This window comes from Acidipropionibacterium virtanenii, assembly GCF_003325455.1.
Classification (GTDB): Bacteria; Actinomycetota; Actinomycetes; order Propionibacteriales; family Propionibacteriaceae; genus Acidipropionibacterium; species Acidipropionibacterium virtanenii.
Map to the genome: position 1 here is coordinate 1484731 of NZ_CP025198.1, position 23049 is coordinate 1507779.

Here is a 23049-nt window from a genome sequence, read left to right on the forward strand (position 1 = left end):
ACGGGTTCGGCGACGATGGTGAGAAATTCCGTCGCTCCCGTTGAAAGGAATGACGGAAAGACCGCATGGCTGTTCGTGCTTCCGTTCGGGATCTTCTACCTGGCATTCCTCCTCGGTCCGACGATCTACATGTTCATCATGAGTTTTTTCAACACATCCGCGGTCAGATCCGGGCTAGGCACGTTCGTCGGTCTCAAGAACTACGCCGAGATGTTCACCAGAACCGATTTCCGGGAAGCCCTGTGGCATACCGTGCTCTTCACGATATACACGACGCCTCCGCTGGTGATCCTGGCCTTCCTCTTCGCCGTCCTGTCCAATCGGACCAGGCACGGTCAGTGGTTCTACCGCCTGGCGTTCTTCATGCCGTACATCCTGCCGTCGGCGACCATCTCTCTCATCTGGGTGTTCATCTTCACCCCTGCCACCGGGCTGTGGGCCTCGGTGCAGCAGCTGTTCGGGCTCACCCCCGGTACCGGGATCCTGTCGGGGGAGCGCACGGCGATGATCGGCGTGGCGATCGCCACCGTCTGGTGGACCCTCGGCTTCAACTTCGTGCTGTATCTGGCCGGGCTGCAGGAGATACCGCGTGAACTCTACGAGGCCGCGGCGGTCGACGGGGCCGGGGAGTGGGCTCAGATCCGCCGGATCACCATTCCGATGCTCGGGCGGACCACCGGGCTCGTGCTGCTCCTCCAGATCATCGCCAGCCTGAAGATCTTCGATCAGGTCTACCTCATGACGAACGGGGGACCGGGTACATCGACCCAGGTGGCACTCCAGGTCGTCACGGGTGTGGCGTTCACCGACAATCGGACGGGCGCCGCGTCGGCGGCCAGCGTCCTGGTCTTCATCCTGATCATGATCGTCGCACTGGTGCGGCAGTTGGCAGGCCGGTTCTCGGCCAGGAAAGAGGCATGAGATGAGCACTGGTGTCATGTCAAGGAAGTCTCCGGTGACGGCTGTGGCCCCGGCCCGGGCCACCACAGCGCGTGCATCGATCAGCGCGAAGGCCTTCAACGTCGTCGCTCTGGTGGTCCTCATCGCCTTCGCCGTCATCTGGCTGATACCCAGTCTCTTCGCGCTCAAGACCTCGCTGACTGACAATGGTGTGGCCGCACTCGGAGCCAAGGACATCCTGAAGACCTGGAATCCGACGCTGCACTCGTTCTCGACGCTGTTGGGCAGCTCGGACATCTGGAACTGGTACCTGGCGAGCGGGATCACGTCGGTGATCTCGACGGTTCTCACCGTGGTGTTCGCCTCGATGGCGGCGTTCGCGCTGTCGAGACTGAACTTCCGTGGAGCGAAGGTCGTCCTGGCGATGATCCTGCTGGGAATCATGATTCCCGCGCAGGTGCTCATCGTGCCGATCTTCCAGGAACTCAACGCCATCGGGCTGCTGAACACATACTGGTCCGTCATCTTCCCGCAGGTGCCCGCGGTGATCGCGGTGTTCATCTTCAAGCAGTTCTTCGACGCGATTCCGAAAGACTTCGAGCACGCGGCCAGGCTGGACGGGGCGAGCGTCTGGATGGTCTACGTCAAGGTCATCATGCCGCTCTCGCGCCCGGTCATCGCGGCCGTCACGGTCCTGACTTTCGTGGGAGTCTGGAACAATCTCATGCTGCCGCTCTACATGCTCTCCAACCCCGGGCTCATGACGATCCCGGTCGGGCTGGCGACCATCCAGGGCAGCTACGGGTTGAGGTACGCCGACATCCAGGCCGGGGCGCTGCTGGCCGCCCTGCCGCTGATCGTCATCTACCTCATCTTCCAGCGCCAGATCGTCGAAGGTGTGGCCGGAAGCGGCCTGAAGGGCTGAGGACGGGGGCGGGGCCGACAGGCCCTCAGCGGGTCGTGGCGCGCGAGACAGTGCTCTGTCGCGCCACGATCTTGTGAGGTATGCGGGTGGAGCGTACGGACAGGGAGGGCTTGAGGATCCTCTCGGCGAGACGGTCGAGCGCTCGGGATGCGAGCTTCTCCTTGTTGAAGCTGACGGTGGTCAGCGGCGGGGCGGCGAACTCGCCGTCGGCGATGTCGTCGAAACCTGCCACTGAGATCCCTCGGGGAACCTGGATGCCTCGGCTCCACAGGGCGCTGATGACGCCCAGAGCCAGGGAATCTGTGAGGCAGAAGACGGCGTCGGGCAGTGGGAAGCTGTCGATGAACGCACTGATGGCCCGTGCCCCGCCGCGAGGACTCCACTCGTCGCAGGCGATCTCGAGCCTCGGGTCGGTCTGGAGGCCGGCGTCCAGCATGGCCCTGCGGTATCCCTGCGTCCTCAGGGCGGCGGTGAACGCCGTCGAGGCTCCCTGGGATCCGAGGAGCGCGATGCGCCGATGGCCGAGACCGATGAGGTAGCTGGTCATGTCGTAGGACGCCGCCTCCGGATCGACCCGCACCTGGTCGAAGGGGAGGTCGAGAACCTCACCGATGAGCACGGTCGGGGGAAGGAGGGAGTCCTCGCCGAGCGTGAGCTCGTCGGGGAAGACCGGGTTGAGGATGAGCCCGTCGACCAGTCGGGACAATGCGCGGGAGAGCAGCTGCTGCTCGCGGTCAGGGCGCCCGCGCGTCTCCTCGATCTGGACCCCCCAGCTGCGGGCGCGGGCCGCCTCGACGAAGTAGTGCGCCATCTCCGCCGAGTACGGGGTCTCCAGATCCGGTAGCGCCAGGGCGATGATGCCCGACCTGCCGTTGCGCAGACCCCTGGCGCTGAGGTTGGGCACGTAGTCCAGCTCGGCGAGCGCGGCGTCGACCTTCCGACGTGTCTCTGGCCGTACGAAGGTCTTCCCGGTGATGACATTCGAGACGGTCTTGGGGGACACCCCGGCCCGGGCGGCGACATCCCTCACCGTGGCTCTGGTGGAGCCTGTCGTGCCGACCGTGGCGTGGGGGCGTTCATTCATCGCGGCAGGGCCCGTCCTTGTCTGGAGGTCTGTGGGCATCCTACGGCCTGGCCCGGCGGAACCCCCGGCCTCCGTGGACCCGGACCTCTCGGGATCTGGGCACTCGGGGGCGCCGGTTCAGGGGCCGGGAGTCAGACGTCGATCTTGTCGGTGCGCCCGGTGCCCGCGGCCTCGATCTCCTCGAGGGTGCGGCCTCGGGTCTCGGGCACCCGGGTGCGCACGAAGAGCACGCCGAGGATGCAGATCACGCCGAAGATGGCGAAGACCGCCTGCTGGGGCATCTGGGCCGTCATGACCGGGAAGAGCAGGCCGACCAGGAAGGAGCCGATCCAGTTGAAGGAGGAGGCCAGACCGGATGCCCGGCCGCGGATCGCCAGCGGGAAGATCTCGCCGACCAGCACCCACGTCAGCGGCGCCCAGGTGAAGGAGTAGAAGGCGACGTAGATGCACAGGAAGACCACGATGAGCATCGGGTTGGCGTGGGGCGCCAGCATGTTGATGACCGAGGGGAGCAGGAAGGACAGGCCCATCACGGTGCCGCCGACGGTCAGCAGGGCGCGGCGGTTGAACTTCTCGGCGATGGCGATGTAGACCAAGGAGCCGATCACCAGAATGACGCCCTGGATGATGGGCCACATGAGAGCCGAACTGGCTGCCGTGCCGCTGGCCTTCTCCACGATCAGCGGGATGTAGTAGAAGATGGCGTTGGCACCCTGGAACTGCTGGAAGGCGGCCACGCCGACCCCGGCGATGAGCAGGTAGCGGTACTTCGAGGAGAACATCGTCGACCAGGCGATCTTGCTGGCCCTGCTCTCCAGTTCCGCGGTCTGCTGGATGTCCGCGAGCTCGGCGTCGACGTCCTCGGGCCTACGGATGTAGCTGAGCACCTTGCGGGCCTGGGGGATGAGTCCTCGGTGGGCCAGGTAGCGGGGCGACTCGGGGAGGTTCAGCACACCGAGGAAGAGGATGAGGGCTGGTACTGCGGCAAGACCCAGCATCAGCCGCCAGGCCCACTGCTCGGGAAGATCCTTGAGCAGGAAGTCGACGATGTAGGAGATGAGCATCCCTGAGACGATCATGGTCTGGTTGATGCCCGAGAGGCTGCCGCGCAGGCGTGCCGGCGCCATCTCCGACATGTAGGCCGGTACCAGGGCCGAGGCGGCGCCCACGGCCAGGCCGAGGATGGTGCGCGAGCAGATCAGGAAGGCGACGCCGTTGTGGGGGGAGACGCCGGACAGCACCGATCCGAGTACGAAGACCAGCGCGCAGATGAGGATCATTCGGCGTCTGCCCAGACGGTCCGACAGCTGGCCGGCCAGCGCCCCGCCGAAGATGGCGCCGAACATGACGGCCGAGGTCACCGCTCCGGTCTCGAAGCCGCCGTCCAGTGTCCAGTCGCTCTGGAGGAAGGGGAGGGCTCCGGTCATGACGCCGATGTCGTAGCCGAAGAGGATCCCGCCGAAGGACCCGAAGAAGTAGATGAATTTGCTGGAGATCCTCTTGTCGGATGGGGAAGTCATGAACACTCCTGGGGCTGTCGGTTATGCACGTCGTTGTGACCGAGTGGGCTGATGTGGTCCACCGTCTCGGGTGTGCCGGTCGAGCGCGTCCGCTTCCACATCGTCGTGGCCCTCGACCGGGTCAACCTCGTCCGGGGGTTGACAACCTGAATGTTAGCGTTCACACTTGATTTAGGCAACCGCCCCAAAGACGTGAGCGAGGAGTTGAACGAGGATGAGCGATCTGGCAATGCAGGCCATGGACTCGACACATCCGATGCATGTGAACGTGCCCAGGGTGTCCGTCACCGTAACCTCGGTGGGGAAGCTTGCCGTAACGATTCCCCAGGAAGAGGAAGTATGACCATTCATCTGTCCGAACTCGATGCCGGAACCCGGGCGCTCGTCGCCCTGACCCGCCAGACCGTCAGCGACCTGCACGCCGAACTGCCCCGCAACAACCTCGTCGTGTGGACGGCCGGCAATGTCTCGCAGCGGGTCCCCGGCACCGAACTCTTCGTCATCAAGCCGTCGGGAGTCTCGTATGACGAGCTCACCGCCGACGCCATGGTCGTGTGCACCCTCGACGGTCGCAAGATCGACGACGGCACCCCGGAGCATCTGCAGCCCTCCTCGGACACCGCGGCGCACGCCTATGTGTACCGGCACATGTCCGAGGTCGGTGGGGTCGTGCACACCCACTCGCCCTATGCGACGGCCTGGGCCGCGCGCCGCGAACCCGTGCCGTGCGTGCTCACCATGATGGGTGACGAGTTCGGAGGAGAGATCCCGGTGGGGCCCTTCGCCCTGATCGGGGACGACTCGATCGGGCGGGGGATCGTCGAGACCCTCTCCCGCTCGAACTCGCGGGCCGTCCTGATGGCCAATCACGGCCCCTTCACCATCGGCAAGGACGGCCGCGACGCCGTCAAGGCCGCGGTGATGTGCGAGGAGGTCGCCAAGACCGTGCACTTCGCACGCCAGCTCGGTGAGCCGGTTCCGATCCCGGCCGATGACGTCGCGCGACTGTTCGACAGGTACCAGAACGTCTACGGCCAGCACGACGACAACGCCTGACTTCACAAGACATGACAACAAAGGAGTGACATGATCAACAATCCGTTCGAGGGCAAGGAGATCTGGTTCTTCACCGGATCGCAGGATCTCTACGGCCCCGAGGTGCTGGACCAGGTGGCCGCCCAGTCCCAGGAGATCGCCGCCCAGCTCGACGGCTCGGCATCGGTGCCGGTCAAGATCGTCTGGAAGCCGGTGCTCAAGGACCGCGAGGCGATCCGCGCCGCGGCCCTGGAGGCCAACGTCGACGACGCGTGTGTCGGCGTCATCGCCTGGATGCACACATTTTCCCCGGCGAAGATGTGGATCCTCGGCATGGACGCCCTCACCAAGCCGCTGCTGCAGCTGCACACCCAGTATGCCGAGAAGCTGCCCTACGCGACTCTCGACATGGACTACATGAACCTCAACCAGTCGGCTCATGGCGACCGCGAGTTCGGCTACCTGCTCACCCGCCTCGGCAAGCGTCGCAGGATCGTGGTGGGGCACGCGTCCCATCCCGAGACTGGTGCGCGGATCGGCACCTGGGCGCGTGCGGCGACCGCCTGGAGCGCGCTGCATCACATGAAGCTGGCCCGTTTCGGCGACAACATGCGCAACGTGGCCGTCACCGAGGGCGACAAGACCGAGGCTGAGCTGCGGCTCGGGGTCTCGGTCAACACCTGGTCTGTCAATGACCTGGTGGAGGTGGTGGACGCCGTCGAGGAGTCCGCGATCGACGAACTCGTCGCGACCTATGACGCCGAGTACGAGGTCGCCGAGGAGCTGCGTCCCGGCGGTGCGAAGCGCGAGTCCCTGCGTTACGGGGCCCGGATCGAGCTCGGCCTGCGCAAGTTCCTGGATGACGGCGGCTTCGAGGCCTTCTCCACGAACTTCGAGGATCTCGGTGGGCTGCGCCAGCTGCCCGGCCTGGCTGTGCAGCGGCTCATGGCCGACGGCTACGGTTTCGGTGCCGAGGGCGACTGGAAGACCGCCGTCCTGGTGCGGATCGCCAAGATCATGGGCCACGGGCTGGACGGCGGCGCCTCCCTGATGGAGGACTACTGCTACGAGTTCACCCCCGGTCGTGAGAAGATCCTGGGCGCCCACATGCTGGAGATCTGCCCGTCCCTGACTGCGAAGAAGCCCTCCCTGGAGATCCATCCCCTCGACATCGGGGGTCGTGAGGACCCGGTGCGTCTGGTCTTCGACGCCGATCCGGCCGACGGTCTGGTGGTGGCCCTGTCCGACATGCGCGAGAGGTTCCGCCTGACCGCCAACATCGTGACGATCGTCGGTCCCGATGAGCCGCTGCCGAACCTGCCGGTGGCCCGGGCCGTGTGGGAGCCTCAGCCCTCCTTCCAGACCTCCACGGAGTGCTGGCTGACCTCGGGTGGAGCCCATCACACCGTGATGACCACCAACACCGACCGTCAGATGTGGGAGGACCTGGCCGACATCGCCGATATCGAGCTGGCCCTCATCGACGAGTCCACCACGGTGCGCGACTTCGTCCGCGAGCGCCGGCTGGAGTCGGCGGTGCACCGTCTGGAGGGCGGACGCTGAGCCATGCACTACGTCGCGTAGTGCGCCGCTAGGATATGCGTGCCGACGGGCTGGGGCCCGCCGGCACGCATCGTCTTTCCCCACTCCCAGGAGCCTGATGTCAGAGTCGAGTCGTCCCCCCGGCATGATGGACGTCGCCCGGCTCGCGGGCGTCTCGCACCAGACCGTCTCGCGGGTCCTCAACGATGCCGAGTCGGTGCGCCCGGCCACCCGGGAGAAGGTGCGCCGGGCGATCACCGAACTGGGCTATCGGCGCAATCTGTCCGCACGGGCACTGGTGACCAACCGGACCAGGGTGATCGGCGTGGTGGTGGCCCAGGGCGGCTACTACGGGCCGGGCAGCACGTCCTCGGCGATCCAGACCGCCGCAAGGGGCAGGGGCTATGCCACCATCGTGGCGTCCCTGCGCGACGGCAGCCCCGGTGAACTGGCCGCCGTGGTGGACATGCTGATAGATCACGGCGTCGAGGGGATCACGGCCATCGCTCCCCAGCTGGGGTTCGTGGAGGGGTTGCGTTCGCTGGCGCGCACGGTGCCCATCGTGGTGATCGCCGACGGCTTCGAGGTGAGTCGCGGAATGTATGCCGTCTCGGTGGACCAGCGCCACGGCGCCAGACTCGCCACTCAGCATCTCATCGGGCTGGGGCATCGCAGGATAGTCCATATCAGCGGTTCCTCCGACTGGTTCGACGCCCGGGAGAGGGTCGCCGGTTGGCGGGCGGCCCTTGAAGACACCGGTCTGGAGGTTCCCGAGGTCCTGCTGGGGGACTGGAGCGCCGAGTCGGGTTATGCGATGGGGGGACGGCTGGTGGACCAGGGCCTTCCCGACGCCGTGTTCTGCTCCAACGACCTGATGGCCCTGGGGCTGCTCTCGAGTCTCGCTGACCTCGGTATACGGGTGCCCGAGGACATCTCCCTGGTGGGATTCGACGATATCGACGGGTCCGCCTACTTCCAGCCACCGCTGACCACGGTGCGCCAGCCCTTCGAGGAACTTGGCAAGAGCTGCGTCGGAGTGCTCCTGCGGGCGATCGAGGGGCAGGAAGCCGCCTCGCAGCGGATCCGCCCGTCTCTGCTGGTGCGTCGCTCCAGCAGGCGCCGGCAGGACTGATACGGCCCGTCGGGTGGGCCGTTGACATTCCCGAACGGACGTGTGTATCTTTGTCTCATCCAGTTACTTGTACGTAAAAGTAAAGACATTGATAGTCGACTGGACAGAAGGTCCCAGGGGTACGGCATCGCCGCCCACCTCCTGGGGCACGACACGAAGGGGTGAACGATGACGAGAGTTGCTGTGGTGGGTGCGGGACGGATCGGGCGGCATCATGCCCGTCTGCTGGCGGCCGGGGAGGTGGCCGGGGCCGAGCTGGTGGCTCTGGCGGATCCGTTCGCCCCGGATCTCGACGAGTTGGCCGCCGGGTTGGGGGTGTCCCGGACGGTCCGTGATCCTCTGGAGCTGGCCGGCGATGATGGGGTGGATGCGGTGGTGATCACGGCGCCGGCGAAGCTCCACCCCGAGTTGATCGAGGCCTTCGCCGGGGCGGGTCAGCATATTTTCACTGAGAAGCCGTTGGGGGTTGATGTGGCCTCGGCCGCCCGGGCGGCCGCTGATGCCGAGAAGGCCGGCATCATGTTCCAGGTGGGGTTCAACCGTCGGTTCGCCGAGTCGTGGGTGAATGCGAAGAAGGCGGTGGAGGCCGGTGTGGTGGGGTCGGTGCAGCGGGTGCATTCGCTGACCCGGGATCCGGGTCCGTTCGGCGCCGATCCGGCGAGGATCGCTGCGGGGACGGTGTTCAACGAGACGCTGATCCATGATTTCGACACGATCTGCTGGCTCAACGCCGGCTCGGAGCCGGTCGAGGTGTATGCGGTGGCTGATGCGCTGGTGCGTCCGGACTTCAGGGATCGGGGGTTCCAGGATTCGGCGGTGGTGGTGATCCGCTTCGACAATGGGGCGATCGCCACTGCGGAGGCGTCGTTCTGTGCGATGTACGGCTATGACCTGCGTGGTGAGGTGTTCGGGTCGGCCGGGATGGTGCAGATGGGCGATCCGACGAACACGGCGGCGCGGGTCTTCGACGCCACCGGCATGCATGCCGAGACGGCCGGTACTGATGAGTCGCGGTACCACGGCGCGTATCGGGGGGAGTTCCAGGCCTTCGCCGATCGGATCGGCGGGGCGGATGTGGCGGTGCCCGGTGCGGTCGACGGGTTGCGGGCGCAGTGGATCGCGGCGGCGTCGATCCGCTCGGCGGCAGAACACAGGCCGGTGGGTATCGACGAGGTCAAGTGAGACACGAGCAGGAACAGACAGAGGAGAGAGTGCGATGGAGCATGTGACCAACAGTCCGTTCACGCTGGCGGCGTGCGCGGAGATGATCTTCACTGATCGGCCGTTCATCGAGCGGGTGGAGCGGATCGCTGAGCGGGGTCTGCAGGTGGAGATGTGGGACTGGACGACCAAGGATCTGGAGGCGCTGGCGGCGGTCGGCGCCGATATCGGGTCGATGACCGGCTACATCTCGGGGACGCTGACCGATGACCAGGGCATCGAGGCGTTCCTGTCCTCGGCGCGCAGGTCGGTGGAGGCCGCGAAGGTCATCGGGTGCCCGCGGCTGAACTTCCACGGCACGGGTCTGGGGGAGGGCGGTATCCCGGTGGCGAAGGTGGAGACCGTGACCGGGGCCATGTGGGCCAGGGCCGCGTTGACCATCGAGAAGCTCGCGGCGATCGGCCAGGAGGCCGATGTGGTCTTCTCCCTGGAGAATCTGAATCTGCCGACCGATCATCCCGGGGATCCGTTCTCCCATCCGGGTGATACCCGGGCTCTGGTGGCGGCGGTGGACTCGCCCCATGTGCGGATGAATCTGGATCTGTACCACGCCCAGCTGGGCGACGGGCGGTTGATCGACACCTGTCGTGAGTCCCTGCCGTGGATCGGGGAGATCCAGATCGCCGATGCTCCGGGACGTTGCCAGCCCGGTACCGGGGAGATCTGCTACCGCAATGTGGCCAGGGCGCTGGACCAGATGGGCTACGACGGGGTGGTGGCCATGGAGGCCTTCGCCTCCGCCGATTCCGATGACGCCCTCGACGACTTCATCACCACCTTCTCAGACCTCGACTGAGAACGGTTACCACCGGTGGCGCGCCCTGCCAGGCGTGCCACCGGCCGAGATCCGGAGGAGTCCGGATCCTCATGCTCCCGCTAGGAGTCACAATGACGAACCTAACAAACACGAACCAACGCATCGGCCTGGACGAGATCGACGGCGTCGTCGAGAAGACCAAGGCCTCCGGAACTAAGCGCAAAATCGGATTCGTCGCCTTCGTGGCGACCCTCGGATCCTTCCTCTTCGGCTACGACACCGGCGTTATCTCCGGCGCACTGCCCTACATGTACATGCCTCACGCCGCCGGCGGCCTCAACCTCACGGCCGCCGAGGAGGGATGGGTCGGCGGTACCCTGCTGCTCGGAGCCGCACTCGGGGCTCTCATCGGCGGCCGGCTCTCGGATCGCTACGGCCGGCGTCACAACATCCTGATGCTGGCCGCGATCTTCTTCATCGGTGCTGTGGGCACCGCGGCATCCCCCAGCGTCTGGGTCATGTACCCGTTCCGGGCCATCCTCGGATTCGCGGTGGGCGGCGCATCGGCCACCGTCCCGGTCTACCTCTCCGAGACCGCGCCCAAGCGCATCCGCGGCACCATCGTCGCGGTTGACCAGGTGATGATCCTCACCGGCCAGCTGCTCGCCTACACCTTCAATGCCGTGATCAACACCTCGCTCAAGGGCCCGCGCCTGACCATCGAGTCCGATCCGGGTGGCCTGCTGCGTCCCGGGAACCAGAGCTTCGACAACGTCAACGCCCTGGCTGCGAACCACGGCGGCACCCTGGCCGTCCACGACTGGTACCAGTACATCGCGAACCTGGTGGTCTCCGGCGGTAACGGCTCCGGCTGGCGCCTGATGCTCATCATCGCCTCAATCCCGGCCATCGCCCTGTGGATGGGCATGCGGCTGATGCCGGAGTCCCCCCGCTGGTACGCCAACAACAAGCGCTACTACGAGGCCGTCGGCGCCCTCAAGCGGGTCCGGGATCCGCAGAAGGACGGCGACATCGGCGACGAGCTGCGCGACATGGTGATCGCCCATCAAACCGAGGTCAACGTCAGAAAAGGCACCTTCAAGGACATCTTCACCACACCGTGGCTGCGCAAGTTGTTCCTCGTCGGCTGCTTCCTGGCGATCACCAACCAGACCACCGGCGTCAACACGGTGATGTACTACGCCCCGAAGGTCCTCCAGTACGCGGGGCTGGGCACCTCGGCCTCCATCACCGCTCAGGTGGCGATCGGTGTCACCGGGGTCCTCGGAGGGCTCATCGGTCTCTCGCTGATGTCGCGCCTGTCACGGCGTCCCATCCTCATCACCTGCCTGTTCGCCGCCTTCGTCTCGCTGGGAGTGATCGCCACTCTGTTCCACTTCACCATCCAGCCGGCCCTCGACAGCCACGGCACCCCACCGGGCTGGGCGCCGTTCGTCATCCTCGCGATGATGGGCGTGTTCATGCTCATCGTCAACGGCGGCAATGGGCCGGTGGTCTGGACGATGCTCGGTGAGATGTTCCCGGCCAGTGTCCGCGGCATCGCCAACGGGACGGCGGTCTTCGTGCTGTGGGTGACGAACGCCATCATCACCTTCACCTTCCCCTCGATGATGGAGAGCCTCGGCGGTGCGCGGACATACGGCATCTACGCCCTCATCAATCTGGTCTTCGCGTGCATCCTCATCAAGATCATGCCGGAGACCTCCGGGCGTTCCCTGGAACAGATCGAGGTCGACATGAAGGCGCGCTTCTCCTGACATACCGGCGGTCCGCGAGCCTCCCCTGTGGCTCACGGAGCGAGTGCCACCGCACCTGATGGTGCGGTGGCACTCATGCCGTACTGGGACAATGGGGCCGCAACCGCGACATCGGAAGGTCCAGATGAGGAATCCGCACTACTCGAGACGTCCCACGATGCGTGACATCGCAGACGAGCTGGGGGTCACCCAGGCGACGGTCTCCCTGGTCTTCCGCAACAAGCCCGGCACCAGTGACGAGATGCGCCGCAAGGTGCTGGAGACGGCCGACCGCCTCGGCTACGTGCGCGACGAGAGCGCCAGGGCGCTCCGGTCCCAGCGTCCCACCGCCATTGGAGTGACCTTCCGCACCCACCAGCCCTTCCATGACGAGTTGCTGGACGGCCTCTACCGGGCCGTGTCGCCGGGCCCTCACAAGCTTGTGCTGTCGGCCGTCTCCGACTCGCGCCAGGAGAAGGACGCGATCGAGGAACTCATCTCCCATCGCTGCGGAGCGGCCGTCATCCTCGGCCCCCGGATCACCGATGAGCAGCTCTCCGTCTACTCGGGCCGGATTCCGCTGATCATCGTGGCCCGTCGATCGGATCGTCCGGAGATCGACTGGGTCACCTCTGATGATCAGCAGGGGATGGACGCGGTGGTTGACCATCTCGTGTCGCTGGGGCACCGCGACATCGCATATCTCTCCTCGTCGATCGATGCCAGCGGATCCGCCCGCATCGACGCATTCATCCAGGCCTGCGAGGGTCGTGGGGTGGGTGAGCATGTGCAGGTCCACACGGCCGGGATCACTGAGAACGACGGTGCCCGCGGGGTGGAGCAGATGCTTGCCGGGAACCGGCGGGCCACCGCCGTGGTGGCCTTCAACGACCGATGCGCCCTCGGTGCGATGGAGGCCCTGCACAGGCGGGGGGTGCGGATCCCGCAGGACATCTCGCTGGTCGGATTCGATGACTCGACGATCGCCTCCAGACCGACCATCGACATCACCTCCGTCCATCAGGACACCGGGGAACTGGCCCGTATCGCGATCGAGCGCGCCGCAGCACGGATGATGGGGGAGGAGCCCGCGGCCGGCGATCACGGACAGATCGTCGCGACCCGTCTGGTGGTGCGCTCGAGTAGTGGCTCGGCTCTGTCGAGTTGATGCGAGATGTCGGACATCAACTCGACAACCGTTGTATCCGAGACTGCGGAGCGCACCGGCAGGACACGAAAAAGCCGCTCCCACAAGGATATTTCGCCTTGTGGGAGCGGCTTTCGCTGGTGTGTCCGAGAGAGGACTTGAACCTCCACAGCCTATAACGGCCACTAGCACCTCAAGCTAGCGCGTCTACCTATTCCGCCACCCGGACCGGGTTCCTTCAGGGGCTCGACGCTCCCTTCCGGACGGTCCGGAACTCTAGCCCGAATCCTCGTCGTCGCGCAAGTTGAGCCGTCCGAGGTGGTCGGATGCCGGCCGGCGGGTGAGCCGGTGGAAGAATCCGACCATGGACCAGCCGATACATCCCGAAGCCAGAGCAGCCGACGCAGCCGACGCCGAGGTGGTCGCCATCTGTCAGGAACTGGTCCGCATCGACTCCTCGAACTACGGACCACGCGAGGCCCGTGGCGAGACCGAGGTGGCCCGCCTGGTCGGCGGTCTGCTGTCGGAGATCGGGGTGCGGAGCAGGATCTACGAATCCGAGCCGGGCCGTCCGACCCTGGTCGCCGAGTGGGCTCCGGAGGGCACCGACATGACCCGGCCGGCCCTGCTGCTGCACGGCCACTCCGACGTCGTGCCCGCGGTGGCCGCAGACTGGACCGTCGATCCGTTCTCCGGCGAGCTGCGCGACGGCTGCCTGTGCGGGCGGGGCACCCTCGACATGAAGGGCTACCTGGCGATGGTGCTGTCGGCGATCCGTGCCCGCCACCGCCGGGGGCAGACGCCGTCACGGCCTGTCCGGTTCATCCTCTTCGCCGACGAGGAGGGGTCCGGCACCCTGGGATCGACCTGGCTGGCGGAGCACCACCCCGAGGTCTTCGACGGCGTCACCGAGGCGATCAGCGAGGTCGGCGGATTCTCGGTCACCGCGCCCGGTGGGCAACGGGTCTACGTCGTCCAGACCGCCGAGAAGGGCCTGTGGTGGTTCAGGATGACGACCACCGGCTCGGCCGGCCACGGATCCATGCGCAATCCCGACAACGCGGTCTCGCGGTTGGCGCAGGCCCTCGGTCGGATCTCCGACCACTCATGGCCGGATCTCCACCATCCGGCGCAGGAAGAGTTTCTGTCGCAGTTCGAGCAGTTGTGGAGCACCGAGGTGGACCACCACCGCCTGGAGGAGAGCCTGGCACCGCTCGGCCCGCTGTCGCGAATGGTGGCCGCCTGCTCGGCCAACACCGTCACACCCACTGTGCTGACGGCCGGTTACAAGGTCAACGTGATCCCCACCCGGGCCAGCGCCGAGCTGGACGCGCGGTTCATCCCCGGCCATGAGCAGGAGATGATCGACACCATCAAGGGCCTTGCGGGCCCGGGCGTCGAGTTCGAGACCATCTCGCGCAAGCCGTCGGCCGAGGCTCCCTTCGAGGGCCCGGCGGTCGGAGCCATCCGCTCGGCCCTGGCGGGCGAGGACCCCGGCGCGATCGTGCTGCCCTATCTCAACAGCGCGGGCACCGATGCCAAGGGATTCGCGCGGCTGCCCGACGGGCGGGTCATCCACTGCTACGGCTGCACGCCGCTGCGCCTTCCGTCCGATTTCGACTTCATCTCCCTGTTCCACGGGGTGGATGAGAGGGTTCCACTCGAGACTCTGGCGTTCGGAGCCAGGGTTGTCGATCGCATTCTTCAGGAGGCATGAGGCTATGGACCATCACATCGACGAGACCTGCACCCTGACACTCGACGGGCACGAGTACACCCTTCCGGTGCGGACGGGCAGCATGGGCGATCGGGTGATCGACATCTCCGGCCTGAGAGCGGCAACCGGTGGTGTCACGACCTTCGATCCGTCCTTCGCCAACACGTCGGCCTGCGAATCATCGATCTCGTGGATCGACGGCGAGAACGGTCGGCTCACCTACCGGGGAATCCCGATCGAGACCCTCGCCGCCGAGAAGGTGTCATTCGTCGAGACGGCCTGGCTGCTCATCTTCGGATCGCTGCCCACCAGGGCCGAGCGGGAGCACTTCACCGAGCTGCTCACCGAGCACTCCCCGCTGCACCGTTCGATGGACCTGCACTTCAACGCCTTCCCGCCCAACGGCCATCCGATGGCGATCATGTCCTCGATGATCAACGCGATGAGCACTCACGACCGACCCAAGATCACCGACGATCTGTCCTTCACGGAGTCGGCGGCGAAGCTGCTCTCCAAGGTCCGCACCATCGCAGCCGCCTCCTACAAGGCCTCCATCGGCGAACCGGCCATCTACCCGCGTTATGACCTCAAGTATGTGGAGAACTTCATGCACATGATGTTCTCGCTGCCCTACAGGCCCTTCGAGGCCGATCCGATCGTGGCCCGTGCGCTGAATCTCTTCTTCGTCCTGCATGCCGATCACGGCCAGAACTGCTCGACGTCGACGGTGCGGATGGTCGCGTCCTCGGGGGCCAACCTGTTCACCTCCTGTTCAGCCGGGGTGTGCGCCTTGTGGGGACCGCGCCACGGCGGCGCCAATGTGGACGCGGTGCTGGCCCTGCAGAAGATCAAGGACTCCGGTCTGACGCCCCGTCAGTACGTGGCCCGTGCCAAGGACGACGGCGAGCGGATATCGGGATTCGGGCACCGCATCTATCGCAACTGGGATCCCCGGGCGCGCATCCTGCGAGGGGCGTGCACCGAACTCCTGGACAGCCTGAACCGGACCGATCCGCTGCTGGACATCGCCCGTGAGCTGGAGGAGGCGGTGCTGGGCGACGACTACTTCGTGGAGCGCAGGCTCTTCCCGAATGTCGACTTCTACTCGGGCATCGTGCTGCGGGCCCTCAACATCCCGCTCAACATGTTCACCGTGATGTTCGCCATCGGCCGGATGCCGGGCTGGATCGCCCACTGGCGCGAGGCCAAGGCCGATCCGAAGGGCAAGATCGCACGACCCCGCGATCTCTATGTCGGTGCCGAGGACACGGCCTGGGTGCCCCGCTCCCAGCGAGGCTGAATGGCGCTGAGTCCAGGGGTGCGGGATCAGCCGCCTGCGAGGGGATCGTCCCCGCCCCTCATCATGTTCCGCCCGCCGGTGATGTCGTCCAGTGCGGCGGCGATCTCGGCGGGCAGCCGCTGGTCATCGGTGGCCAGCAGGTCCTCCAGCTGCTCGGGGGTCCGTGCGCCCACCAGGGCGGACGCGACCTGTGGGGCGTCGCGCACCCAGGAGAGCGCCACCTGGGCGGTGGTGACGCCCAGCCCGTGGGCGGCCTTGGCGACGGCCTCGACGATGGCGCGGGACTTCGCGCCCAGATAGGGCTCGACGAACCAGGAGAGCTGGTCGTTCGCGCCGCGCGAGTCCTTCGGAGTGCCGGTCCGGTACCTCCCCGTCAGCACGCCGCGCCCGAGCGCGGACCACGCCAGCACCCCCATGCCGTGGTGATGGGCGGCCGGCATCACCTCGATCTCGGCCCGGCGGGCCAACAACGAGTACTCCACCTGGTTGCTGATGATGGGAATCCTCGAACGCAACGCCCGCTGCCAGGTCGCGGCGGTCGCCGACTGCCATCCCACGAAGTTGCTGACCCCCACATACCGGGCCATGCCCGTGCGCACGGCGTGGTCGAGGGCCTCGCAGGTCTCCTCGAGCGGAGCGTCTCCCCAGGCATGGACCTGCCACAGGTCCACATGGTCGGTGTGAAGGCGACGCAGGGAGCCCTCGAGATCGCGCAGCATCGCGGAGCGCGAGGTGTCGACCAGCCGGTTGTCGCCGTCGACCGTGAAGCCGGCCTTGGTGGCGATGACCAGGTCGTCGCGGTCGAGATCGGAGTGGATGACCCGGCCGATGAGGCGCTCGGCCGTCCCCGATCCGTAGGCAGGGGCGGTGTCGACAAGGTTGCCACCGGCCTCGACGAACCGGCGCAGCATGGTGCGGGCGTCGCGGGTGTCCGTCTGCCCGCCCCAGGTGAGGGTTCCCAGCCCCATCCGTGAGACTCTGAGGCCGCTGGCCCCGACTGTCCTTGCCAGCATCTGGCTCCTCCCGACATCGACACATTAGAGGATGCGGCGCACCCGGGCCTTCATCTCGACCGACGCTCCGGTCGGGTCCAGGCTCTAGGGTGAGCGTCATGGCACGCCTGACTCATCGATACCTGCGCCCGGACCGGTTCGTCTGTGGAACCGTGGGGCGCCCCGGTGAGCGGACCTTCTTCATCCAGACCCGCCAGGACGGTCAGATCACGTCGGTGCGCTGCGACAAGGAGCAGATCCAGGTGCTCACCACGCACCTCGAGCGGATTCTCGACGAACTGTCGAGGTTGGCGGCCGGCGGAATCGTGGTGCCGGGGCCGCTCGAGGATCCGGTGGACGACGAGCCCCTGGATCTGCCGTTGGAGGAGGAGTTCACCGCAGGGGCGATCGCGATCGCCTGGGACAGCGGGGCCGGGCGGCTCGTGGTCGAGATCTTCGCCGTCAGTGACGACGAGATGATGGAGGCCGATCCTCAGCTGCTGCTCGCCTCCAGCCCCGAGGACGCCCCGGACTCTCTGGAGGTGCATCTCACCCCGACCCAGGCTCGCGATTTCGTGGCCCGTGGACGGCTCGTGATCACCTCGGGCCGACCGGTGTGCCCGTTCTGCGGTCAGTCCATCTCCGGGCGCGGGCACATCTGCCCACGGGCCAACGGGTACCGCCGGCCGTTGTTCCTGTGACGTCGGCGGGTCGCGACCGGGGGAGGGCCGGGCGTGCCCGGTGGAGTGGATGTGGGGACGCCGGCGAGGATCTGCGACCATATGAGCGGCCCCGCTCGTCCCGGGCCCGGCCGTGAGCGCTGAGAGGGGATCGCGATGGGCGAGGTCATCATGAGGCTTCTCAACGCCCAGCTGGATATCGGACTGGGGCGGCCCATTCTGTGGCGGGAGATCGTCGGCAATCTGTTCGGCCTGGCCTCGGCGCTGGGAGGGGCGCGACGTCGAATCTGGGCATGGCCGGTGGGCATCGTGGGCAATGTGCTGCTCTTCACCGTCTTCCTCGGAGGCGTCTTCCACACCCCCCAGGATCTGGACCTGTGGGGCCAGGCGGGACGGCAGGTGTTCTTCCTCATCACCTCGGTCTATGGATGGGTGCAGTGGGCCGCCTACCGTCGTAGCCACCGGTCCTCGGGAAATGTCGCCGTCGCGCCTCGCTGGGCCACCCCGAGGGAACGTGCGCTGACGGGGCTGGCGGCCGTCATGATGTTGATCGTCTTCTACATCATCCTCAAGGCGCTGGGATCCTGGGGCCCGGCGTCCGACTCGTGGATCCTCACCGGATCGATCCTGGCCACCTACGGGATGGCCCGAGGATGGAACGAGTTCTGGTTCGTGTGGATCGCCGTGGACGCGGTCGGGGTGCCTCTGCTCCTGAGCGCGCACTACTACCCGAGTGGCCTCATGTACATGTTCTACGCCCTGTTCTGCCTCTACGGCTTCCTCACCTGGTGGAGGCTGCGGGATCGGGACCGCAGCGTCGAGATACCGTCATCGGAGTCGTGAGGACCGTCAACTGGTCGGGTCGCGGTGAGGGGCGGGTCCTCCGCTAGGCTGGTCGACGTGAGCAAGACATTCGAGGAACTCTTCGCCGAGCTGTCTGAGAAGGCCAAGGAACGCCCGGAAGGCTCGGGCACCGTCGCCGAACTGGACCGTGGCGTCCATTCCATCGGCAAGAAGATCGTCGAGGAGGCCTCCGAGGTCTGGATCGCCGCCGAGTACGAGGGCAATGAGCGGACCGCCGAGGAGATCAGCCAGGAGCTCTATCACCTGCAGGTGATGATGGTCCGCCTGGGCATCAGCCTCGAAGACGTCTACAAGCACCTCTGAGGGACCGACGATGAGTGATCAGAACCTGCTGAGGATCGCTGTGCCCAACAAGGGCGCCCTGTCGGAGGCCGCGTCCTCACTGCTGTCGGAGGCCGGCTACCGGCAACGCACCGACCGCAAGGACCTGCGCCTGCTCGATGAGGACAACGGGGTCGAGTTCTTCTACCTGAGACCCCGCGACATCGCCATCTACGTCGGCGAGGGGACACTGGACCTGGGCATCACGGGCCGGGATCTGCTGCTCGACTCGGGAGCCGATGCGGTCGAGGTGAGGGGCCTGGGATTCGGGCGGTCACGATTCCGTTTCGCGGCGCCGGCCGATGGGCGGAACACGGTGGAGGGGTTGTCCGGCCGCCGGATCGCCACCTCCTACCCGGGTCTGCTGACGACCTATCTGGACGAACGAGGGATCGACGCCCACCTCATCCATCTGGACGGTGCCGTCGAGTCCTCGATCGGGCTCGGTGTCGCCGACGCCATCGCGGACGTGGTGGAGACGGGGACGACGCTGCGCAAGGCCGGGTTGGAGATGTTCGGCGAGGTGATCCTCGAGTCCGAGGGGGTGCTGATCCGTCGTCACGGGTTCGACGGGGGAGCGGCCTATGAGCACTTCATGAAGCGCATCGAGGGCGTCCAGGTCGCCCGGGCCTACGTGATGCTCGACTACGACGTCCCCGAGACCAGCCTGGCCGCGGCCTCGGATCTCACTCCGGGGCTCGAGGCTCCGACAGTGTCGCCGCTGTCGCGGCAGGGCTGGTACGCGGTTCGCGCAATGGTCCCCAGGGGACAGGTGCAGGCCCTGATGGATCAATTGTGGGACGCCGGGGCCCGCGCCATTCTCAGCACCGACATCGCGGCCTGCAGGATCTGACCTGACCGTGCCTGGCGCGGCTGGTCAGTCGATGCCGCGCTCCTTGAGCAGTTCCATGAGTTCGCGGTCCTCATCGGTGAAACCGGCCTTGTCGGGATTGCCGGTCGGCTTCTTCGCGGCCTGTTTCCCTCCGGCCTGCGGCTTCCCGGCCGGGGCTGGGGCGGGGGCCCCGGACGCCTTCTGGCCGACCTCCCGCCGCCGGGTGGCAGCCGCCTCGGGCGCGGATCCCTTACGGCGCTCGCGGGCCTGCTGACGGGTGACCGGTGCGATGAAGGACCCGGCGATGATGGCGATGATGCCGACTCCTGCTGCCGCGACGCCGATCCACCTCGTCTGGTCCATGCGGGTGATCCGCACCCAGTGGGCGGCCTGATGCAGCCACTGGGTCACCATTCCCATGACGCCGATGAGCCACAACCCGGCGGGAACGAGCGCCAGGCCGATGCTGCGCACCAGCGACCTGGCGGAACGACGACGCATCCAGCGCAGTGCGCCCCAGATGAGGGGCAGGACGATCAGTACGGTGGAGACGACGATGGTGAGAGTGGTATCAGCCATACCACCAACTCTTCCACATCCGGGTAGCGTGACGACGTGGTCAGTCTTCTTGCGCCCGGTGGCGATCTCGGCGACGCCGATCCCCTGATCCGCGCGGCTCTGGCCGCAGCCACCACGCGTGCCGGATATCTGGACGCCGTGGTCGCCCTGTGCTCGTCCAGGCTCCTGATGCCCGTGATGTCGCCGGGGACGTCAGCCCCTCGGGGAGCCACCCAGGTCACTGAGCTCGGAGCCGCGGTTCTCACCAATGACTCGGGCGACTCGGCACTGCTGTGCTTCACCGGACTCGACGCGCTGCAGGCATGGGATGCCCGGGCACGGCCGGTTCCCGGGACTCTCGATGACCTTGCGGCCACCGTCGGTGAGGCCGGAGCCCGGTCCCTGTTGATCGACGTCGCCGGTCCGGTCCCGATGGTCATCGGTCCGGACCTCATCGCACACCTGAGTCAAGGACGCCGGCTGGTGCGTCTGACGGATGGATACGGATGGCTCGCAGTGGGCGGCGACGGCGCCGGTCCGGGGCCCGGGGCGGGGAGGCGAGCCCGAGTTGACGCTGCCTCACGGCGCAGGTAACGTTCTCCGAGCTGCCGCAAGGCGGTGGGTCCCGATGGCGGGTCGATCGGCTGAGCCGATCGGGTCCGGCAGAGCCTGATCAGGTGTCACTTCGGAATTGACTTCCGGAATGCCGGTCGGTAAAGTGGGACGGGCCGCTTGAGGGTGGTTGGGGATGCTGGGATTGTTTTCTGGTGTTTCTGTGTCTGGTGGGTGGTCCGGGTTTGTGTTCGGGTTGTTTATCGGGTAGGTTGGTGTGGTCGCTTTCGGGCGGAACTGCTGGGATTCTTCGGGGTTCTGGTGGGTTGTGGATGGCGGGTTTCCGGGTTTGTGTTTCCGGGGGTTCGGGGTCTATGGTGGTGGGGTTGCCTCATGATGTTGGCTGGGTTTCTGGTCGGGGTTGTGGTGTGTGTGTGATGCTTGAGAACTCAACAGTGTGTCTTTTTTGTAGTCAATAGGATTTTGTTTGATGCACGCTTGATTGTGTGTGTCGGATTTGTTTATTGATTCCTTTGATTTGATTCTGATGGATCGGATGATTTTTTTGTCAGGTTTGTTGGGGTCAGTGTTTTGGATTCTTTGATGTGTGTCACTGGTGCTGTGTCTTCTGCTTTCGGGTGGGGGGTGTGGTGGTGATATTTTTTCATTGGAGAGTTTGATCCTGGCTCAGGACGAACGCTGGCGGCGTGCTTAACACATGCAAGTCGAACGGTAAGGCCTCTTCGGGGGTACACGAGTGGCGAACGGGTGAGTAACACGTGAGTAACCTGCCCTTCACTTCGGGATAACGCTAGGAAACTGGTGCTAATACCGGATATGAGCTCTCATCGCATGGTGGGGGTTGGAAAATTGTGGTGGTGGTGGATGGACTCGCGGCCTATCAGCTTGTTGGTGAGGTAGTGGCTCACCAAGGCGGTGACGGGTAGCCGGCCTGAGAGGGTGACCGGCCACATTGGGACTGAGATACGGCCCAGACTCCTACGGGAGGCAGCAGTGGGGAATATTGCACAATGGGCGGAAGCCTGATGCAGCAACGCCGCGTGCGGGATGACGGCCTTCGGGTTGTAAACCGCTTTCACCAGGGACGAAGGTGCCTTTCGGGGTGTTGACGGTACCTGGAGAAGAAGCACCGGCTAACTACGTGCCAGCAGCCGCGGTGATACGTAGGGTGCGAGCGTTGTCCGGATTTATTGGGCGTAAAGGGCTCGTAGGCGGTTGATCACGTCGGAAGTGAAAACTTGGGGCTTAACCCTGAGCGTGCTTTCGATACGGGTTGACTTGAGGAAGGTAGGGGAGAATGGAATTCCTGGTGGAGCGGTGGAATGCGCAGATATCAGGAGGAACACCAGTGGCGAAGGCGGTTCTCTGGACCTTTCCTGACGCTGAGGAGCGAAAGCGTGGGGAGCAAACAGGCTTAGATACCCTGGTAGTCCACGCTGTAAACGGTGGGTACTAGGTGTGGGGTCCATTCCACGGATTCCGTGCCGTAGCTAACGCATTAAGTACCCCGCCTGGGGAGTACGGCCGCAAGGCTAAAACTCAAAGGAATTGACGGGGCCCCGCACAAGCGGCGGAGCATGCGGATTAATTCGATGCAACGCGAAGAACCTTACCTGGGTTTGACATGGATTGGTAACGGTCAGAGATGGCCGCCCCCCTTGTGGGCCGGTTCACAGGTGGTGCATGGCTGTCGTCAGCTCGTGTCGTGAGATGTTGGGTTAAGTCCCGCAACGAGCGCAACCCTCGTCCACTGTTGCCAGCATTTGGTTGGGGACTCAGTGGAGACCGCCGGGGTCAACTCGGAGGAAGGTGGGGATGACGTCAAGTCATCATGCCCCTTATGTCCAGGGCTTCACGCATGCTACAATGGCCGGTACAAAGAGTGGCGACATCGTGAGGTGGAGCGAATCTCAAAAAGCCGGTCTCAGTTCGGATTGGGGTCTGCAACTCGACCCCATGAAGTCGGAGTCGCTAGTAATCGCAGATCAGCAACGCTGCGGTGAATACGTTCCCGGGGCTTGTACACACCGCCCGTCAAGTCATGAAAGTCGGTAACACCCGAAGCCGGTGGCCCAACACGTGAGTGGGGGAGTCGTCGAAGGTGGGACTGGTAATTAGGACTAAGTCGTAACAAGGTAGCCGTACCGGAAGGTGCGGCTGGATCACCTCCTTTCTAAGGAGCTTTCTGGAGG

General features: G+C 65.6%; 21 protein-coding genes, 1 tRNA gene and 1 rRNA gene. 18 read left to right on the forward strand and 5 right to left on the reverse strand.

Annotation, left to right across the window (positions count from 1 at the left end):
• Positions 1-15: 15 nt before the first annotated feature.
• Entirely contained in the window at positions 16-921 is a 906-nt protein-coding gene (locus JS278_RS06855; RefSeq protein ID WP_114044527.1) for a carbohydrate ABC transporter permease, read from the forward strand.
• A gap of 16 nt (positions 922-937) precedes the next feature.
• Positions 938-1825, forward strand: a complete 888-nt coding sequence (locus JS278_RS06860) for a carbohydrate ABC transporter permease (protein WP_245935232.1) — start codon at positions 938-940, stop codon at positions 1823-1825.
• A gap of 25 nt (positions 1826-1850) precedes the next feature.
• On the opposite strand, the gene JS278_RS06865 is transcribed toward JS278_RS06860, so the two are convergent.
• Both JS278_RS06865 and JS278_RS06870 read right to left on the reverse strand, forming a co-directional pair.
• Positions 1851-2909: a LacI family DNA-binding transcriptional regulator gene (locus JS278_RS06865; RefSeq protein WP_114044529.1), complete on the reverse strand. Its 1059-nt coding sequence runs from the start codon at positions 2907-2909 to the stop codon at positions 1851-1853.
• A gap of 131 nt (positions 2910-3040) precedes the next feature.
• Positions 3041-4429 carry a sugar porter family MFS transporter gene (locus JS278_RS06870; RefSeq protein WP_114044530.1) on the reverse strand — a complete coding sequence of 463 codons (1389 nt, stop codon included), beginning with the start codon at positions 4427-4429 and terminating at the stop codon, positions 3041-3043.
• A 214-nt stretch (positions 4430-4643) separates the two neighbouring features.
• Here JS278_RS06870 and JS278_RS16570 point away from each other — a divergent pair, with 214 nt between their 5' ends.
• The 8 genes from JS278_RS16570 (at position 4644) to JS278_RS06905 (ending at position 13041) form a co-directional block, all read left to right on the forward strand.
• The gene (locus JS278_RS16570) at positions 4644-4772 is read left to right on the forward strand and encodes a hypothetical protein (protein WP_281269215.1); all 129 of its coding nucleotides are present in this window, start codon (positions 4644-4646) and stop codon (positions 4770-4772) included.
• Positions 4769-5485: an L-ribulose-5-phosphate 4-epimerase gene (locus JS278_RS06875; protein WP_114044531.1), complete on the forward strand. Its 717-nt coding sequence runs from the start codon at positions 4769-4771 to the stop codon at positions 5483-5485. Before JS278_RS16570 ends, JS278_RS06875 begins: the two co-directional genes overlap by 4 nt.
• A 30-nt stretch (positions 5486-5515) precedes the next feature.
• Positions 5516-7027: an L-arabinose isomerase gene (araA, locus tag JS278_RS06880; protein WP_114044532.1), complete on the forward strand. Its 1512-nt coding sequence runs from the start codon at positions 5516-5518 to the stop codon at positions 7025-7027.
• 97 nt (positions 7028-7124) lie between these two features.
• On the forward strand, positions 7125-8138 hold the full coding sequence (locus JS278_RS06885; RefSeq protein WP_114044533.1) for a LacI family DNA-binding transcriptional regulator: 1014 nt from the start codon (positions 7125-7127) through the stop codon (positions 8136-8138).
• 168 nt (positions 8139-8306) lie between these two features.
• Entirely contained in the window at positions 8307-9320 is a 1014-nt protein-coding gene (locus JS278_RS06890; RefSeq protein WP_114044534.1) for a Gfo/Idh/MocA family protein, read from the forward strand.
• Between the two features lie 34 nt (positions 9321-9354).
• Positions 9355-10155: a TIM barrel protein gene (locus tag JS278_RS06895; protein ID WP_114044535.1), complete on the forward strand. Its 801-nt coding sequence runs from the start codon at positions 9355-9357 to the stop codon at positions 10153-10155.
• A gap of 92 nt (positions 10156-10247) precedes the next feature.
• Positions 10248-11894 carry an MFS transporter gene (locus JS278_RS06900; RefSeq protein ID WP_114044536.1) on the forward strand — a complete coding sequence of 549 codons (1647 nt, stop codon included), beginning with the start codon at positions 10248-10250 and terminating at the stop codon, positions 11892-11894.
• A gap of 157 nt (positions 11895-12051) precedes the next feature.
• Positions 12052-13041 (forward strand): LacI family DNA-binding transcriptional regulator, encoded by a 990-nt coding sequence (locus JS278_RS06905; protein ID WP_181833844.1) that lies wholly within the window; start codon positions 12052-12054, stop codon positions 13039-13041.
• 122 nt (positions 13042-13163) lie between these two features.
• Here JS278_RS06905 and JS278_RS06910 read toward each other — a convergent pair.
• A tRNA-Leu gene (locus JS278_RS06910) sits at positions 13164-13249 on the reverse strand.
• A 135-nt stretch (positions 13250-13384) separates the two neighbouring features.
• Between JS278_RS06910 and JS278_RS06915 the strand changes: the two genes are divergently transcribed.
• Positions 13385-14737 (forward strand): M20/M25/M40 family metallo-hydrolase, encoded by a 1353-nt coding sequence (locus JS278_RS06915; protein WP_114044538.1) that lies wholly within the window; start codon positions 13385-13387, stop codon positions 14735-14737.
• A gap of 4 nt (positions 14738-14741) precedes the next feature.
• Complete coding sequence (locus tag JS278_RS06920) at positions 14742-16037, forward strand: citrate synthase (protein WP_114044539.1); 1296 nt, start codon at positions 14742-14744, stop codon at positions 16035-16037.
• Between the two features lie 26 nt (positions 16038-16063).
• Here the strand turns inward: JS278_RS06920 and JS278_RS06925 are convergent, their stop codons facing one another.
• Positions 16064-17050: an aldo/keto reductase gene (locus JS278_RS06925; protein WP_114044540.1), complete on the reverse strand. Its 987-nt coding sequence runs from the start codon at positions 17048-17050 to the stop codon at positions 16064-16066.
• Positions 17051-17148: 98 nt separating this feature from the next.
• On the opposite strand from JS278_RS06925, the gene JS278_RS06930 reads away from it, so the two are divergent.
• The 4 genes from JS278_RS06930 (at position 17149) to hisG (ending at position 19747) form a co-directional block, all read left to right on the forward strand.
• Positions 17149-17730: a DUF3090 domain-containing protein gene (locus JS278_RS06930; protein WP_114044541.1), complete on the forward strand. Its 582-nt coding sequence runs from the start codon at positions 17149-17151 to the stop codon at positions 17728-17730.
• 135 nt (positions 17731-17865) lie between these two features.
• Positions 17866-18552, forward strand: a complete 687-nt coding sequence (pnuC, locus tag JS278_RS06935; protein WP_114044542.1) for a nicotinamide riboside transporter PnuC — start codon at positions 17866-17868, stop codon at positions 18550-18552.
• A 57-nt stretch (positions 18553-18609) separates the two neighbouring features.
• Complete coding sequence (locus tag JS278_RS06940) at positions 18610-18876, forward strand: phosphoribosyl-ATP diphosphatase (RefSeq protein WP_114046175.1); 267 nt, start codon at positions 18610-18612, stop codon at positions 18874-18876.
• Between the two features lie 10 nt (positions 18877-18886).
• Entirely contained in the window at positions 18887-19747 is an 861-nt protein-coding gene (gene hisG, locus JS278_RS06945; protein WP_114044543.1) for an ATP phosphoribosyltransferase, read from the forward strand.
• A 24-nt stretch (positions 19748-19771) separates the two neighbouring features.
• On the opposite strand, the gene JS278_RS06950 is transcribed toward hisG, so the two are convergent.
• Positions 19772-20305 carry a hypothetical protein gene (locus tag JS278_RS06950; RefSeq protein ID WP_114044544.1) on the reverse strand — a complete coding sequence of 178 codons (534 nt, stop codon included), beginning with the start codon at positions 20303-20305 and terminating at the stop codon, positions 19772-19774.
• Positions 20306-20341: 36 nt separating this feature from the next.
• On the opposite strand from JS278_RS06950, the gene JS278_RS06955 reads away from it, so the two are divergent.
• Both JS278_RS06955 and JS278_RS06960 read left to right on the forward strand, forming a co-directional pair.
• Positions 20342-20878 (forward strand): SseB family protein, encoded by a 537-nt coding sequence (locus tag JS278_RS06955; protein ID WP_114044545.1) that lies wholly within the window; start codon positions 20342-20344, stop codon positions 20876-20878.
• Between the two features lie 622 nt (positions 20879-21500).
• A 16S ribosomal RNA gene (locus JS278_RS06960) occupies positions 21501-23030 on the forward strand.
• The last annotated feature ends 19 nt before the right edge of the window (positions 23031-23049 follow it).

Excerpts from the sequence above, each read along its gene's own strand:
- pnuC (WP_114044542.1), top strand. The coding sequence starts at position 17,866 with ATGGGCGAGGTCATCATGAGGCTTCTCAACGCCCAGCTGGATATCGGA.
- JS278_RS06915 (WP_114044538.1), top strand. The coding sequence starts at position 13,385 with ATGGACCAGCCGATACATCCCGAAGCCAGAGCAGCCGACGCAGCCGAC.
- JS278_RS06875 (WP_114044531.1), top strand. The coding sequence starts at position 4,769 with ATGACCATTCATCTGTCCGAACTCGATGCCGGAACCCGGGCGCTCGTC.
- hisG (WP_114044543.1), top strand. The coding sequence starts at position 18,887 with ATGAGTGATCAGAACCTGCTGAGGATCGCTGTGCCCAACAAGGGCGCC.
- JS278_RS06905 (WP_181833844.1), top strand. The coding sequence starts at position 12,052 with ATGCGTGACATCGCAGACGAGCTGGGGGTCACCCAGGCGACGGTCTCC.
- araA (WP_114044532.1), top strand. The coding sequence starts at position 5,516 with ATGATCAACAATCCGTTCGAGGGCAAGGAGATCTGGTTCTTCACCGGA.
- JS278_RS06855 (WP_114044527.1), top strand. The coding sequence starts at position 16 with ATGGTGAGAAATTCCGTCGCTCCCGTTGAAAGGAATGACGGAAAGACC.
- JS278_RS06890 (WP_114044534.1), top strand. The coding sequence starts at position 8,307 with ATGACGAGAGTTGCTGTGGTGGGTGCGGGACGGATCGGGCGGCATCAT.
- JS278_RS06885 (WP_114044533.1), top strand. The coding sequence starts at position 7,125 with ATGTCAGAGTCGAGTCGTCCCCCCGGCATGATGGACGTCGCCCGGCTC.
- JS278_RS06925 (WP_114044540.1), bottom strand. The coding sequence starts at position 17,050 with ATGCTGGCAAGGACAGTCGGGGCCAGCGGCCTCAGAGTCTCACGGATG.
- JS278_RS06930 (WP_114044541.1), top strand. The coding sequence starts at position 17,149 with ATGGCACGCCTGACTCATCGATACCTGCGCCCGGACCGGTTCGTCTGT.
- JS278_RS06860 (WP_245935232.1), top strand. The coding sequence starts at position 938 with ATGTCAAGGAAGTCTCCGGTGACGGCTGTGGCCCCGGCCCGGGCCACC.
- JS278_RS06895 (WP_114044535.1), top strand. The coding sequence starts at position 9,355 with ATGGAGCATGTGACCAACAGTCCGTTCACGCTGGCGGCGTGCGCGGAG.
- JS278_RS06900 (WP_114044536.1), top strand. The coding sequence starts at position 10,248 with ATGACGAACCTAACAAACACGAACCAACGCATCGGCCTGGACGAGATC.
- JS278_RS16570 (WP_281269215.1), top strand. The coding sequence starts at position 4,644 with ATGAGCGATCTGGCAATGCAGGCCATGGACTCGACACATCCGATGCAT.
- JS278_RS06920 (WP_114044539.1), top strand. The coding sequence starts at position 14,742 with ATGGACCATCACATCGACGAGACCTGCACCCTGACACTCGACGGGCAC.
- JS278_RS06950 (WP_114044544.1), bottom strand. The coding sequence starts at position 20,305 with ATGGCTGATACCACTCTCACCATCGTCGTCTCCACCGTACTGATCGTC.
- JS278_RS06870 (WP_114044530.1), bottom strand. The coding sequence starts at position 4,429 with ATGACTTCCCCATCCGACAAGAGGATCTCCAGCAAATTCATCTACTTC.
- JS278_RS06865 (WP_114044529.1), bottom strand. The coding sequence starts at position 2,909 with ATGAATGAACGCCCCCACGCCACGGTCGGCACGACAGGCTCCACCAGA.